This window comes from Sinorhizobium sp. P24N7 (assembly GCF_042436655.1).
GTDB lineage: Bacteria > Pseudomonadota > Alphaproteobacteria > Rhizobiales > Rhizobiaceae > Sinorhizobium > Sinorhizobium meliloti_A.
In genome coordinates, this window is the sequence record NZ_JBHMIW010000002.1 from 268,314 (window position 1) to 283,321 (window position 15,008).

The window sequence follows — 15,008 nt, forward strand, 5'->3', positions numbered from 1 at the left end:
ATCACCCGCAAAACGATATGTGGATCGATGAGCAGATCTGGGGCCACCGCCTATGGGACGCGACCACGCCTTGGCTGATTTTCCTAGAGTTCCTGGGTGTCGCGGAAGCAAAGGATAGAGACCGGTCGCTACTTGACGACGAAGGAAAGCTGTATCCGCTCCGTTTTAAACCGGCGCAGCGAATGTATATCCGAAACATCCTCTATAACAATGAGCCGATGCTACGGATCGCCGATGAAAAACTGGCGGAAAGCGCTTCCTGGGACAAATGGTTGGCGGCGATCGCCAATCGCGCACAAGGCGTTCCTCTTCGAGATTTCTCGTACTTGCGCAAGCGATTCAACTCGTTCTCAGATTTTGTCGCGCTGGTGTCCATGCTACGCGGTACGACCATCGAGAATGGGCCGAACAAACGTTGGTCTTCGCGCTTCGTGTTCCCGTTTGGGCGGCATGCCCTATACGAAGATCTGAGCCTGACGGCGTCTCGCGAGTACATCAACTTTGGCCTTCCAGGGGAGCTCGTTTATCAGATGCTGTGCCGCTCGTCGCATGCGGCCGAACTGGCGCCAGAGATCGCAAAAATGCTGGATGGAGATCCTTGCGATCGTCTCCTGCAACTGATGGAACCCGACTACGACGAAGACCGGTCAACGCGCGGCAACAGCTACCTGCCCTATGCGCGACACGAGACGTTTGATGATCTTGCCCAAGATTGGCTGTCCCTTCTACGTGGCCCCCTTCCCCGGTTTGACACCTACCCCCACTTAGCGGCGCTCACCGCGTTGCACCTGCTGCGTTACCAGCTGGTCGTCGCAGCCGTCCACTGCTTCTCTCCGAAGCCCCACTTTATTTGTGAGATTATTGCACCCAAACGGACCCCGATCCGCGAACTGTCAATTTCGAATTTCCAGCTCAACGACACGTTACCATCGCGAGCGGTCGATGCCTATATCGACGCGATTGGCAGGAGCGAAGAGTGGGAACGCCGACGTCTTGGCGAGACGCCGTTCCCGGATTGCAGACGTTTGCTTGTCGATATCGTCCGATGGCCGGAAGTAGACGATTACAGCGGACAGCCTGACGAAGCCGAGCTCTTAGCCGATCTCAAGAGAGCCGCCCAGGCACGACATCGTAAGCATGTCGCCGCTGTCCATCGCGCATACGGCGCCGGCGCTGGACTGGTATCTCGGCGAGGGACAAGCCAGCTCCGTTACGCACCGACGGATGCACTGCTGAAGTCTCTGATACTAGCGAATGTCGAAACTCGCATGGATTACAGCGAGTTCCTGGACCTCCTTTATCGCAGGTACGGTCTTGTTATCGGCGAACGCGAGGCGGTGCAGGTGCTGTCCGACGATGAGTTTGATCGAAAATCCTTCCAAATGAACTCAGCCCGCCTCGAGCGACGGCTGAGAACGCTTGGTATGTTGCGGCGTCTTTCTGATGCATGCGCTTACGTCGAAAACCCGCTTTCGGTCAGGATGTGACTACAACATGGATATCCACGAACTGATTGGAAAAGTTGCGTGCTCGATCCTCAAGGAGGAATTGGGGGATGTAGGTGGAGAGGCCGGCACTGCCAGATTCCTGTTGGACGGTCTGAGCATTCCGCAGACACTCGCCGTCACACGCGCTGTCCTGGCCGACGTTTTCTTGAGCGAGCGCGTCGACATCAAGCTACCCCGCACTCTTTTCGACGGGCACGCTTTACCTGAGGAAATCTTAACTGACCGCAATGCGACATTCTATCGGAGCGCGGACTGTGAGAAGGCGGCTTTTCTCATTACAAACGCGAGTGCGGATGAGGGACAGGCCGAAGATATGTCCCTTCACGAGGTCACGCCTATTGGAGCCGCTCAGCTGATTGAGCGGTTGCCCGCATGGGTTTCTGCTGCAAGTGCGGGTCTCGCTCTGACTGATGATGCGAAAGCTTGGTGGGAGCGGTCTCTTGCGGGACTGAGCCAAGTGGGCTCTGTAGCGCTTGAGCGTTTTGCCCGCTACATTGTGGCAACCCGAGAGGCAGTGATCGATGAAGGTTACCCGATCATCGAAGCTCTTGGCTACGCGCTTCCAGCGCTCCAGCTTCCCCGTGATCCGGCGGCCTTTGCCGGGATCAAGGACAAGTCCCGGCGTCATGCATCGGTTTGGAAACGCGAATACATCGGGTTGCGCCGGAAGCGCCACCCCTATCTGCTCAAGCAAAACCCGAACCAGATCGTCATCTCGGAGTCCGAACTGCGGGATGCCTTCGAAAAGGCTCGAGATGTAATTCCTGAGATCGTTCACCCCGTTGTCGAGCTTTTCATCGAAAGCCGACCTGCTTGGAATTCCAGCTCTGAGGCCTTGGCGAACTGCCTTTGGGAGCACGTGAAGCCACTCTTTGAAGGTTTGGCTAGGGAAAAGACCAACCTAGGCCAAGATACTCAACGCTTCTATTCGGAGGGGCCTGAGGACCTCCTGTCAAAGGACGACGAGGAGCATCTGGAGCTTCTGGCACGAAGAAAGACGACTGCCAGCCCAGAACCTGAAGACATTGATTTCTACGAACGCCACCGTGACGAAATTAGAGAGGACCGCAAGCTTAAGTCTTCCTGGGACAAATTTATCTATGGGCGGCCGCTGGAGACCGAGGATTTCCTATCAGGCGTAGCGATGATGATGGACACGCTGAACGCCCGTGCGGCGGTTGGTGTGGAGCGAAGGTTAACCATCCGGTGTGACTCCCTGACTAAACGGGATCTACGCAGCCTAAATACGGAGGCCGGCCTTTTCTTCTCGCTCAGATATGCTGGTTTGCCGAAGCTGCTGGGCACGAACGTGGCAATCGAGTTTGGCTCGTTGATGGACTATCCTGCCGTGTTACGCGGGTGGCAGGATGCCAAGGACAAGTCGGCGATCAATCGATCAACTGCTAAGGCAGCTCTGCAGTTACGGTTCCAGTTGGAACTCGAAACGACCGATTTCGAAGGTGGGACCTCTATCGCCTCCGCGCAGCTCATTTGGAAGTATCGATCGGATGTTATCTCGTCACAATTGAGCGACGATTGGGACCGCTTGTGCAGCAATGCTTTCGTCGCGCTTCAATGCGGTCGAGAACCGGGAATGGCCGGTCGTCGGCCCGGTTCGATCGATCTCTCTGACGTGAAAACACTAGTCCCGGCCTATGACCGGGATCGTGGATCGCTCGTCCCAACCTATACACGCGAGCGTGACTTGCGCCTGATCTGGCAAGCCAATCTCAAGGCTGCGCTCGAGCAGGACCTTATCGACGCGGCCGTTTCGACGACGCTCTCTGCAAGTTTCGAGTCATTCTGCGAGCGTTATCAGACCGCGATCAGGTCATTCCGGACCGAAGGCGCATCTAATCCCGTGTGTCGCGACCAGGCTGCGAGTTATGCGGAGCTACTTGATCTCGTCCGGACATTAGCACCCGGTGATCGCAACAAGGACTTGCTGTTGCGCCCCCTCCTGGAGCTGGGTCAGGCCCCAGTTGGCGACGGAGCCGCTGCTGCGATTGTTGCGCCGTGGCACCCTCTAAGACTCGCGGCTATCTGGCGGAAAGCTCATCTCGTTCGAGAGGTCGTGCGCAAAATTATCGACCTGCCCGCGGGCCTCGATGGCGATACGAAGCTCTTCTTCAGAGATCTTGCTGAAGATATACGGCACGTCTTCTATCCGGAGGTGGTTGTCTCCTGGAGCGGCCGCAAACCGGAGCTCCTCTCGCTGGCCGATCATCAAGGCGACTATTCGCTTCACGAACGACCTGTGCTCGATGGAGCGGGAGGAGGAGAAACAAACGACGACGCAAAGGCCGGGACGAACTGCCTCCTCGATCTGACGCAGCGCTACCTCAACCTGCATCCTCATGAACGGGCGAATATGTCGCTTGTTCTCTACAATTGCGATTCAGCGCGTCTTCCCCAGCAATTGGTTGATGGTCTTGGCGAGCTGAACGACGACGAAGACATGAGGTGCCAGGTGATGTTGCGTCACACGGACGGAACTCGGCTTCGTGATATCTATCGATCAATTCTGACAAGCACGAGTGGGTCCGCTGAGGTACTGGCGGCTTCCGAGATTACCCAAGATTTCATGGCGAGATTACGCATAAGTGTCATCGCGGATCAGGCTCCACCGCCAGATCCGCGTGATGGGCGACCGTATGATATCGTATTCAGTCAAGACGTGATTTCTCGGCATGCGTCGGTCGAATGGTATCGGGAGTCTGCTGATCCGGCTGATCTTGCGACGCTGTTACCGGCGCGATGGTCGCGCCGGCGCCCCGGTGCAATGGATGACTTGAAATCGAGCGTTTACCTGTGCTCACCCGTGCAAAGCCGCGAAGGCTGGGCGTTCCTGTCTGCAACAACAGCGTTCCTGAAAAATGACGAGGATCTACAGGACGGAAAACGACTGCTTCCTGTCCGCCAGCTTGATTTCCGAGATGACCGCACAGCCCGCATTTTCGAAGAAACGCATGATTTGGGCGCGTGGGTCGTCAACTTTGACGAATTGCTCGATCGTCGCCAATTGCAGAACCAGAGCGTCCGCGTAATTCGGTACAAGCAATCCGCGACACAGGGCCGGAATGTCGTGATTTCGTCTCGCGCCCCACTCACCCTCCTTCGCGCGATGGTACGCCGGCGGCTCGAGGAACTGCAGCTCGATCTATCGCCTGAGGACATCAATGCACTCGCGGACCGCTTCATCGGTGACGCGAATGATATTTCGGGCGACATCGTGTTGCGAGCCGCAAAACGTGGTGAAGCCGCCGGTGAGCTCATTGGCGTCGTCTTGAGCCGGTTCCTCGCCCGGCAATCTCTCGGGGCCGACCGCCTTGTCGGGTGGTATTTTCTTGACGACTACGCGAGTTGGCTTGGAGCCCGCGAGGAAACACAGGCCGACATTCTTGCATTGTCTCCGGCGATCGATGCCAGTGGGCAACTGACGTTGCGGATCATCGTCACGGAGGCGAAGTATGTCGATGCTGTCTCCTTCCCGTCGAAGCGCAAGGAATCGGAAAAGCAGCTCCGCGACACGATGCGCCGGATCATTGATGCCACGTTTGAGCCCGACCGCCTCGATCGCGAGTCATGGCTGTCTCGTTTGGGTGATCTTCTGCTAGACGGCATTCAGATTCCGGCCGCCAGCAATGTTCCTCTAGTGGACTGGCGCCGGCGGATCAGAGATGGCCTCGCCCGGATTGAGGTGGTCGGTCTAAGTCATGTCTTCGTTCCGACCGCTCTAGATGGTTCCACGGTTACAGATTTCAGCGAAGTAAGCGGGGCGCCCGCTAGCCGACAGATGATCTTCGGTCGGGCGGAACTCAAGGACCTGATCACAGCCTACATAGCCAACGCGAACGTTGAGGCGCTGCTGACGTCGATCGACCCAATCTACGGCAAGGTGCCGGCGCCGCATACGCCCGGCCAGACCATCAATCCCAGGTCGGATGCGCCGCGAGCCGTTGCAAAAGCAAAGTCCGAACCTGTCGCTGAGAACGATGACCGCCGATCTGCCCCTCCATCACCCGCTGAAAAGCCCAGTGACGAGAATGCGCTTAAACCGGAAGTGACCAATACCATCGCTCCGGCGAGTAGCGTGGCAGAGATCGTCGAACGGCACCTTGACACCAGCCCGAGGCAAACGGAGGCCGATGAAGAGTGGTTGGCAAACACCGCTATGATGGCTCGCAGCGCCCTTCAACAACTCGGTCTACAAGCAAAACTCATTGACCAGAAGCTGACACCGAATGCTGCCATTCTGCGTTTCAGCGGAAGCGCAAATTTGACGGTAGAACAGGTTCTCAAGCGTCGTTCCGAGCTCCTGACGACACATCGCCTGGACATCATTTCCGTGAGGCCTGAGCCAGGTGCAATCGCAATCTATGTCGCGCGAACTCAGCGGCAAATCGTGGATATCCAAAGTCTCTGGAGCCGATGGAAGCCTACAATTTCACCGACTGGGAACCAGAACCTTGTGATCGGAGTAAGAGAAGATGATAACGAGCTTTTCATACTGTCGCCTAGCCAGCGACACGCACCGCACACTTTGATTGCCGGCAGTACTGGCTCTGGAAAATCAGTGCTCATGCAATCGATCATATTGGGGATTGCAGCAACGAACGATCCACGTCATGCGAAGATCGTTCTGATCGATCCGAAGCAAGGCGTCGATTACTTCGCCTTTGACGCGCTTCCTCATCTGGAAGACGGTATCATTGACCAACAGGAGACGGCCATCGACCAACTGGAGCGTATGGTTCTAGAAATGGACCGTCGCTATCGAACCTTCAAAGAAGCGCGCGTCGCTAACATCACTGCCTATAACGCTAAAGCTACGCCTGCTGAGGTGCTGCCGACCTACTGGGTCATTCATGACGAATTTGCGGAATGGATGCTTACGGATGATTACCGAGTAGCGGTTACATCAACAGTCGGAAGGTTGGGGGTAAAGGCGCGGGCGGCAGGCATCCATCTCATCTTCGCAGCTCAGCGACCTGAGGCGAATGTGATGCCCATGCAGTTGCGGTCGCAGCTTGGAAACAGGCTGATACTGCGCGTCGACTCCGAGGGGACATCTGAGATTGCTCTTGGTGAGCGTGGAGCTGAAAGGCTGCTGGGCAAGGGCCACATGATAGTCAGAGCGGAGGGCGAACAGAGCCTAATCTATGCTCAGGTTCCATTCGCATCAGAGGGCTTCGTATCAGACGTAGTTGCGGCAATTCGAGGACGTGGCGATCAACAATAGAGGATCAACGATAGAGAGGGAGCCGGGATTGCGCATTTGCGATTTCCTTTTTTGTCGCATACAGCGTTTCAAAGCTTTTTTAGCACCTTCTTTTCCAAGGAAGCGCTTTCGCTAGTGATAAATTGGCGGCTTGGACCGCGAAGACGAAGGCTACGTGCGCAATAGCTGCTTAGTCCGCTCGATCAATGGAATATCGCAGAGACATATGACTGGCGCCGCCAGTTCGCGTTCAGACCACTAGCGCCGGATCTGTGGGTCGCAGTTCGAACTGCTGTTCGAGGTTTGATTCTTCCGCAGCAGATTTCAAGAAAACAACCGCGAATTCCTGCGAAAGCTTCGTGAAATCTATTTCACTCAGCGCTTTGCAGCGCAGATACGCGACACCGTCCGTACTCGGCGCGTTCGATTTGAGGGAACCTTTTTTGAACAGGATGGGTCTGTGCATGTCGGCCAGCCACGATGGTTGATTAGATTTTTCAAGAAGCTTCACGATTTTCTTGGACTGAATCTGATCATGCCGATTTTGGACCCATTCGCGTACTGTCCATGCGATGTCATCGCGCAGACAAAATGCGCGTCCCTTTTGGGTGGTGAAAGTCCACCCCGGATGCGTGTTACTAGTCAAGTCCAAAACTGTTTCATAGCCGCCGGGGACACCGTCGCGGCCTGTTTTTGCAAGGATGGTGACCCCGACATATTCCGACATGACTGGTGATACCGGCACGCCGACGCGGCCGACGTCGGCAAACAACATGTGCTGGAGCTCCGCGTGGTGCAGATCCCTTAGGCGTGCTGCCCATTTATAGCGACCCGCTAGAGCCTCAGTTGTTTTCATGCTTTCGATTCCGACCGTAAAGGGCCATTTTGTATTCCACTGAATGGCATAAGGCTTCTTATTCAACATCAGAAGGTGGGTCGTTGGAGCATCAGTGTCCGCTAGCGGCACGAGATCCCCGCCAACCATCGTCACCATTCGCAATGGATTTTCCTTTGAACGCTCCGGGATAAGGTCGCAAGCGGGTGTCACCACTGCCAGCACCTTTGGCATATTCTTCCGCTTCTTCTTCACGCGAAGTTGCGTCCCGAACGCCTCGTTGTATGTCGTCAAGTCGATGAAGACATCGCCCGCCCAGGCTCGCGGCTGGAAGTCGCCTTCTGCTATCGGCACCTGGCTTGTGGTCAACGAGCTGTACAGGTCAGTGATGGCGGCGGTTGGCGAAACACGCCCGGGGATGGCTTGCGGAAGCTTGAGCTCCTTAAGGTGGGATGACGCCTGTCGGCGTTCCATTTCACGCTCGACCATATCGACTAGTCGGCCGCTGAAAAGGGAGCTGATATACTGCGACAGCGGCGTTCGTTCGGTCGTCAGCCGATATTCTTGCATATAGGAGTAATCTGGCAGATCGAGTTCGCGCAACGAAGACATCATGTCGTTAGCGGCGGTATCGACGCTTTGTTTCCATTCCTCCAAAAAGCTCCAAAGGGCGTCCGCCTGTCCGCGGAACTGCGCAAGGCCGATAATGGTGTGTTGCATGCGCGCGACATTTTTCTCGGCATACTCTTTCGGCAGAAACGCCATCTTGCTCGCTAGCATTTTGGCGCCAGATCTAAACGCCGGCAGATGATCAGGGCTAGCGAGCGAAGAAATCAGCATGACCAGTGGGATGCGCTTGCCTCCCTGCTCTTGTGTCAGATCGACCAAGTCGCGGAGAAACTTAATCGAGCGCTCTCTGGCGTCGCTCTTCATCTTCTCGGTCAGTTTTTCGCTTGCCGTGTTCGGTACGTCGTCACCTAAATAGAAATCCAGAAAGACCAGGTCATAGTCGACGACATCGGTTGCACGCGTAGAGCTGTCCAGCTCATCGACCACAACCTTGGCCTCTTCGACAAGCATGTTCTTCAATATCCTCAGGGGCCGAAGCTTGTCACGTTTGTCGACCCCGATCGCCCGGAAGATCGGCCCGAGCAACTCCGCCATTGGGCTGTCGACCTCCTCGATCAAATAGACTTTCCAAAGTTCTTCGACGACCTCCTGGTCGTCATGATTGGCGAAGATTTCCGCATGTCTTTTGCCAAGTCGTTTTTCGAGCTGGTTTATCGTCGAATCATTCGCGTTTGCGCCCACCATCTCACGCGCAGCAGTTCGGGATGCGATAAACCCTGATCGCTCGATCTTGCTGACATCGATCTGGTCGAAAGCGTCGTCGACAATTGCAACCTTCTTGATTCCGGCACTCTTGAAGACGCTTTTCAGTTCATTCGTGTAGATCATTGTCAGCCCATATCTAAGAAAAATGTATTGAATCTGTTCGGCTGGACCGTCTCGGCGCGCTCGATATCCAACGTCCAGCCATGATAAGTCGCGAGCTCGCGCGATATGTAGAGACCCAAGCCATGTCCCTCACCCGCAGGTCTCCGTGTCACGAATGGCTGGAAGATTTCGCTCGCCATATCGGGGGACACGCCCGGCCCATTGTCGGTAATGCTCACGAACTTTTCGTCGGCATCCACCTCGATGGTGAGGATTTGCCGGTATCCGTCTTCAAGTTTTTCCTGTTGCTTCATCCAATAGAAGGAATTCGAAAGCAGGTTCTCGACGATCTGGATGAACATGCCTTTGACCGCTTTGACTTTCCAGGGCCGCGCATCCCGAAAACTTCCCGTCACTTCGATTTGGTGACGAGAAAGCTGCCCCGCTCTCCCGCCAATGATGTCGCGGAGTGTTTCCGCGACATCAAAATTCTCTTTGTTCTGGCGGCGGGAGGCACTAATCGGATCGAGGTTGGCGACCCGCTTTTCAATGGTGACCAGCTGATCCGAAAGGACCGAGATCGCAGATGCTGTAGGCCGCTGTAGCTCTGTGCGATCGATGTCTCGCAGCGTCGACAGGGTCGCAGCGGCAGTTCGCGCTAGTTCGTGCATAATGAACTCAACCATCAAGCCGATACCAGCTAGATGAACAAGCTGGGCGCGGTCATTAGCAACCTCATCGCTCAAAGCCTTAACTTCGTTGAGATACCCCGTAAGGTCGCGCAACATTGCCAGCGCGTTGGCGATAAGGGGTTTGTTTTCAGGAGGCAGTAGACGTTCAATTTGTTGAAGTTTCCTCTTGATGTCAGTCTCAGAGGCTTCGATCTTCTCCTCGATGTTCTCGAGGGTAGTCTGTTCTTGGATCCGCGCGGCCTTGTCTTCTCGATCGAGGAAACTTTTAAACTCTGTCAGCAGGACATGCTGCAAGAGTTTGACAAGGGCCTGCTTTTCTCTTGTCTCAGTCAGACCTTCTCGGTTGGTCTGGTCGGTCAGGGCACGATTCTCCCAGCTGATCTTCACCCGTCCTAAAACCTGTTGGCGATTGAGCTTAAACCCTTTGGCAGCGAAAGCCCTCTTGTCTAGTTCGAGCCAATCGTCGCTTCCGCCGCCATAGGGATTGACTCGGTATCCATCGCGGAACAGCATCAAGCCACCAGACCACTTGCCCACTTCAGAAGTGATGTCTTTTCGCGTGAGCGTACCGACAGCGTGCAGAAGGCGACGGTTAAACCACCACATTTCCATTGTGAACGGCCCGAGCGAGACCAACGCCTCGGGACCCGAGGTCTTCACGACCGACAACAAGTCGGTGACGTTGAGGTCAAATGTCCGGCGCTTTTCGCGGAGATCATAGGTTGCAGACCCCCAAAGCCGCGGGCGGCCCTCGACAATCTCGTATTTCGCTTCACACCGTCCATGTGCCAGTTCCAGAATGCGGGTGTCGATCTCATCAATGTAGACGCGATCGGTGCCGTAAAAGACTTGTATCAAGTTGTTCGCAACGCCGTCCTCGAAGGGATCAACTAGCTTTGAGAACTCCTGATTAGCGATCGCGGTGACCTTTTCTAGGGTCCAGTCCGCACGCAAGCGTCTTATGATGACTGTCGTTCCCGAGTTTTCCTTCGCGATCTTCGCGGGGCCGAGAACCGGATCGACCATCACTTCATGCAGTTTGGCATTGGATGAGTGACTGAATAGGCTCCAGTCAATGTCGAGCAGATTGAAGTTCGTCTCGTCCGATTTGGTCGTTTTGACGGTAAGCCTCTCGCCGAGCCGCATTGTGGAGAGACGTCCAACGCCCTTTTCGCCGAGGGGTGCCCTTTGACCGGGAAGCAGCGTCTCCTTGCTTTCCTGGCGCGAGCGGGTTCCAATAGTCAAATAGACTTCCTGCAGATCTTCGAGGCTCATCCCATTGCCAGTATCAATGACACGGATGAAGTTGTGCTCGTCGTACCACTGCCACAAGGTGGCGACGAGTGCCTCAGGATCGGCGATAACCGCGATTTGTTCCCGCATCGAGGCTATGGCACGGGCATCGACGCTGAGCAGTTTCGTCAGCTTTGTGGCCTGTTCAAAGCGTGCCCTAAGCTTGGTCGCGTCAGCGCCGGGCTCTTCGACAGCTGCAATCAACGTGTCGAAGTGCGACCGAAGACACTGGATATGAACCTCAATGACGACTTTTTCAGACTCAGCGTCGATCGCATTTTTGATCAGTTCATAAAGGGCGATACCGTCAGAGCTGATCAATTCTGCGCCAAGCTCGAGAACTGTTCGAGCCAATATTTGAAATGCCATGTCACTTCCCGAATAACGTGTGGCTGACACACTATGCGAAAGTACTTAATGGGATTTCAATCGCAACTCGCATCCGTCCATTTGCTTCCCTCTGCGGCGATGATGGGAGCCTCGATGCTGATTTCACAGGGCGAGACGAGGGGCAATCATCCCCGAACGAGAGCAGGATAGTCGTTTTTTCGATGCTTAAATGTCGAGTTCGATCACAACCTGCCCCGTCCCTACAGAATTCCCCACGCCCGAAACCTCCCCCTGCCGGTCATCTCGCGAAGACCGAGCTCGCCAACAATCCTGAGCGCCGCCCGTGGCGTCACCTTCAGCATTTCGGCGACCATGCCGGCCGACACCAGCGGCCGCGAGATGACGATCTCGATCAGGCCCGGCAGATTAGAGGACGATCGCCGGCCGACCAGGCGCCGCTCCATCATCTGCCTGGCGAGCGCCAGCCGGTCGTGCTCCTTGAGGCCGAATTCCGCGGCCGCGACGACACCGTTGAGGATCGCCAGCAGGCGGGTGTCGCGAGCGCGATGGCGGCGGCGCTCGACGGCAATGGTTTTGAGGACAAGATTGACAGCGGTCAGATGCGCCGCCGTCGTGAGGCCCGCTTGCCGCAGCGCCTCGGCCGCGAGCAGCCGGCCGAGCCACGACACGTGCTGCAGGACCTCCAGTTCATTCCAGGCGTCGAGCAACAACGCGGCGCGCAGCACGGGCGGCAGACCTTCGGTTTCGGTTAGCACGACGCGGCGATCACGACGTCGATCGTGGCCAGTTCCGCAGCGAGCGATCGTACGTCCCTCCCCCGGCAGGGGCTGCAACCGGCGCGGCCGCTGATCGACGACCGCGGTTGCCGCTGCGTGCACCTTGTCAACTTCTTTACTCCCGGCGCCCTGCCCTCGCAGCCGGCGCATGCCGTCCAGACCGAGCGCTCAGCCGGGCGGCTGCGTCGCAATCCGCCGGCGGGATCGCAGCACGTCTCGGGCAATGGTCAGCTCATGGGTGGGCGCACGGACGTCAAGGCCGGCATCGTGCAGCACCAGATCCTGGAGGTGCACGAGCTCGCCGTCGATCCACAGCGAGGCGCAGGCGTCGGCAAAATGCGGTTGTTCGATCCGGCCCCGACCGAGGGCGAACTGCGATCCGCTCGTCGAGCGCCAGCGCAGTGGGCCTCAAACACCGGCTGCAGCAGCAGTAGACGGCCGGGTTAATGAACGATTAACCATATGAATTAACGTCAAAAATATCACAACCGGAAGCTAAACTACGCTATCTTTCCGTCATCCGGACGCCGTTCTTCGCGACCACTCACTATCGATAGGTTTCAAGTATCGATAGTGATGGATTTAGAGTCGCAAATCGCCTAGATTCGCCCCAAATCGCGGCTGCTGGGAGCTTAAAACATGGAAGACCGGGTCCGATTTGCCCTCGAAAAGCTCCTGAACATCGCCCACGACGATACCGGCCAAGGCCGCCGGGTGGCGAACTTCCTGCTTGCCTGGTGGAACGCCGATGCGCTCGGTGGCTTCGACATTGCCGACCTGTTTGCCGTCGACCGCGACGTCTCCGAGGACATGGCCACCGTGTTCACCTGGCTCGCGCGGGAGGAGGACGCGGCGAGATCGAGGCGATCATCGCGCGGTGGCGACGGGAGCCGGCGTAAAAAGGACGGAAGTCATGACAGGTTCAATCGGTCCGGGCCGTCGGCGTGTGCCGGTGCGCCCGGGCGAGTTCGACGAAGCGGCGCTTCACCTCGGCAAACAGGGCCGGCGGCAATGGCCCGAAATAGCCGCTGTCGCTGTCGACCGGTCGGATGTCCGGTCCCGGCCAGGCGAAGCGGTTGCTCTCACTGAGCACGATCCAGGAGCGCTCGTCATCGAGGCGGAGGCGGCGCTTCGTCGCCGGCGGAATCTCGATCGCCTCGTCGCTTCTCGCTGGTGGCGTGTGGGTGATCGGCAGCACGCGGACGATTGGTGTGCCATCCTCGAGCGTCGTCACCAGCGCCAGCACCAGACAGGGTCGGTCCTTGTCGCCCTCCTCGCGGCCTTCGAGATGCTGCCAGTGCCAGAGATAGGAATAGCGGAAGACGCGGCCGACCTTGATTTCAGTCGGCAGCATTCTTGTCCGTCAAGAGTTCGGCATTGAGATGATCGAGACCCGGCTCCATTTCCGCCTGTTCGACCGCGGCGAGATCGGCCTCGCTCAGGTTCCCCGTCGCCTCGACGCGGCGATCGCGCCGCGACAGCCGCAGATAGTCCTCATAGGCGATGAGCACGGTGCGCGGGCGGCCGTTCTTGGTGATGATCACCGGCTCGCGCACGGCGGCATCCTGATAGGCCCCGAAATTCTTGGAAACCGCAGCGGCGGTCACGGTCGACGTCATATCAAAAACTCCATTTGTCCGGAATATACGGATTTTCCGTAACTTTCGCAAGAACACAGGGGCTGGAAGCCATGATCAAAAACCATAAAGCGGCGGATGCGAACAGCCAAGCGGTGCATCGCCGCGCCGAAGAGCTCGACGCACTCGACGCCATCCTCCCCTTCGACCGGCGCGACCAGCTCGCCGGACTGCTGACCGACGACGACGTCGCGACGCTGAAACATCTCGCCGGCGAGGGCATGGGCGAGAACACGCTTCGGGCGCTTGCCTCGGACCTCGGCTATCTCGAGGCCTGGTGCCAGCTGGCGACCGGAGCCCCCCTCCCCTGGCCGGCGCCGGAAGCACTGCTCTTGAAATTCGTCGCCCACCATCTCTGGGATCCGGTCAAACGCGGCGAGGACCCGGCCCACGGCATGCCGGCCGAGGTCGAGGCGGGATTACGGGCCGAGCGCCTGCTCAGGGCCCCCGGCCCGCACGCGCCCGGCACGGTTCGGCGGCGGTTGACGTCGTGGTCGATCCTCACCCGCTGGCGCGGTCGCACCGGCGCCTTCGGCGCGCCATCGCTGAAGAGCGCGCTGAGGCTGGCGGTCAAGGCAAGTAATCGGCCGCGCCAGCGCAAGAGCAAAAAGGCAGTGACCGTCGAGATCCTGGCGAAGTTGCTTCAGGCTTGCGCAGGCGATCGGCTGGTCGATGTGCGCGACCGGGCACTGCTCTTGGCCGCCTTTGCCTCCGGCGGCCGTCGCCGCTCGGAAGTGGCGGCTCTGCGCGTCGAGGACCTGACCGACGAGGAACCGGTGCGCGCCGATCCCTCCGACAAGGACTCCCCTCCCCTGCCCTGCCTGTCGATCCGTCTCGGCCGCACCAAGACGACGAGCGCCGACGATGACGAACATGTGCTGTTGATCGGCCGGCCGGTCACCGTGTTGAAGCGATGGCTGTTCGACGCGCAAATCAAGGATGGGCCCGTTTTCCGGCGCATCGACCAGTGGGGCAACGTCGACCGGCGGGCGCTGACGCCGCAGTCGGTCAACCTGATCCTGAAGAGTCGCTGCAAACAAGCTGGCCTCGACCCGGCGCTGTTTTCGGCGCATGGGTTGAGATCCGGCTATCTCACCGAGGCCGCCAACCGCGACATTCCGCTTCCTGAGGCGATGCAGCAGTCGCTGCACAAGTCGGTAGCCCAGGCGGCGCGCTACTACAACGATGCCGAGCGAAAGACGGGCCGGGCGGCACGTCTTGTGACGTGAAGTGCGCTACACCATCAGCAGCGCATTTC

Annotated in this window: 8 protein-coding genes and 2 pseudogenes; 4 read left to right on the top strand and 6 right to left on the bottom strand. The window is 57.7% G+C overall.

Annotated elements, in window-relative coordinates; genetic code table 11:
* Window positions 1–17: 17 nt before the first annotated feature.
* Window positions 18–1,487, top strand: a complete 1,470-nt coding sequence (locus tag ACFHWW_RS03995) for a hypothetical protein (RefSeq protein WP_283067741.1) — start codon at window positions 18–20, stop codon at window positions 1,485–1,487.
* 7 nt (window positions 1,488–1,494) lie between these two features.
* Window positions 1,495–6,750, top strand: coding sequence for an FtsK/SpoIIIE domain-containing protein (locus tag ACFHWW_RS04000; RefSeq protein WP_283067739.1), 5,256 nt, complete (start codon window positions 1,495–1,497; stop codon window positions 6,748–6,750).
* A 229-nt stretch (window positions 6,751–6,979) separates the two neighbouring features.
* Here ACFHWW_RS04000 and ACFHWW_RS04005 read toward each other — a convergent pair whose 3' ends face one another.
* The 4 genes and pseudogenes from ACFHWW_RS04005 to ACFHWW_RS04020 form a co-directional block, all read right to left on the bottom strand.
* Entirely contained in the window at window positions 6,980–9,022 is a 2,043-nt protein-coding gene (locus tag ACFHWW_RS04005; protein ID WP_283067738.1) for a hypothetical protein, read from the bottom strand.
* Between the two features lie 2 nt (window positions 9,023–9,024).
* The gene (locus ACFHWW_RS04010; protein WP_283067736.1) at window positions 9,025–11,355 is read right to left on the bottom strand and encodes a sensor histidine kinase; all 2,331 of its coding nucleotides are present in this window, start codon (window positions 11,353–11,355) and stop codon (window positions 9,025–9,027) included.
* Window positions 11,356–11,576: 221 nt separating this feature from the next.
* A complete protein-coding gene (locus ACFHWW_RS04015) occupies window positions 11,577–12,263 on the bottom strand; it encodes an RHE_PE00001 family protein (RefSeq protein ID WP_283067734.1) in 687 nt (228 codons plus the stop codon).
* 21 nt (window positions 12,264–12,284) lie between these two features.
* Window positions 12,285–12,561 (bottom strand): annotated as a pseudogene (locus ACFHWW_RS04020) (hypothetical protein); the annotation flags it as partial.
* Between the two features lie 191 nt (window positions 12,562–12,752).
* On the opposite strand from ACFHWW_RS04020, the pseudogene ACFHWW_RS04025 reads away from it, so the two are divergent.
* A pseudogene (locus ACFHWW_RS04025) lies at window positions 12,753–13,012 on the top strand (hypothetical protein).
* 23 nt (window positions 13,013–13,035) lie between these two features.
* Here ACFHWW_RS04025 and ACFHWW_RS04030 read toward each other — a convergent pair.
* A complete protein-coding gene (locus ACFHWW_RS04030) occupies window positions 13,036–13,467 on the bottom strand; it encodes a plasmid maintenance toxin (PemK-like) (protein WP_283067732.1) in 432 nt (143 codons plus the stop codon).
* A complete protein-coding gene (locus tag ACFHWW_RS04035) occupies window positions 13,454–13,732 on the bottom strand; it encodes a type II toxin-antitoxin system Phd/YefM family antitoxin (RefSeq protein ID WP_283067730.1) in 279 nt (92 codons plus the stop codon). Before ACFHWW_RS04035 ends, ACFHWW_RS04030 begins: the two co-directional genes overlap by 14 nt.
* Window positions 13,733–13,803: 71 nt before the next feature.
* Here ACFHWW_RS04035 and ACFHWW_RS04040 point away from each other — a divergent pair, with 71 nt between their 5' ends.
* Entirely contained in the window at window positions 13,804–14,979 is a 1,176-nt protein-coding gene (locus tag ACFHWW_RS04040; protein ID WP_283067728.1) for a site-specific integrase, read from the top strand.
* The last annotated feature ends 29 nt before the right edge of the window (window positions 14,980–15,008 follow it).

Bases quoted from the DNA above. Each gene is read 5' to 3' on its own strand.
- ACFHWW_RS04035 (WP_283067730.1), bottom strand. From the start codon at position 13,732: ATGACGTCGACCGTGACCGCCGCTGCGGTTTCCAAGAATTTCGGGGCC.
- ACFHWW_RS04010 (WP_283067736.1), bottom strand. From the start codon at position 11,355: ATGGCATTTCAAATATTGGCTCGAACAGTTCTCGAGCTTGGCGCAGAA.
- ACFHWW_RS04015 (WP_283067734.1), bottom strand. From the start codon at position 12,263: ATGCGCCGGCTGCGAGGGCAGGGCGCCGGGAGTAAAGAAGTTGACAAG.
- ACFHWW_RS04030 (WP_283067732.1), bottom strand. From the start codon at position 13,467: ATGCTGCCGACTGAAATCAAGGTCGGCCGCGTCTTCCGCTATTCCTAT.
- ACFHWW_RS04000 (WP_283067739.1), top strand. From the start codon at position 1,495: ATGGATATCCACGAACTGATTGGAAAAGTTGCGTGCTCGATCCTCAAG.
- ACFHWW_RS04040 (WP_283067728.1), top strand. From the start codon at position 13,804: ATGATCAAAAACCATAAAGCGGCGGATGCGAACAGCCAAGCGGTGCAT.
- ACFHWW_RS03995 (WP_283067741.1), top strand. From the start codon at position 18: ATGTGGATCGATGAGCAGATCTGGGGCCACCGCCTATGGGACGCGACC.
- ACFHWW_RS04005 (WP_283067738.1), bottom strand. From the start codon at position 9,022: ATGATCTACACGAATGAACTGAAAAGCGTCTTCAAGAGTGCCGGAATC.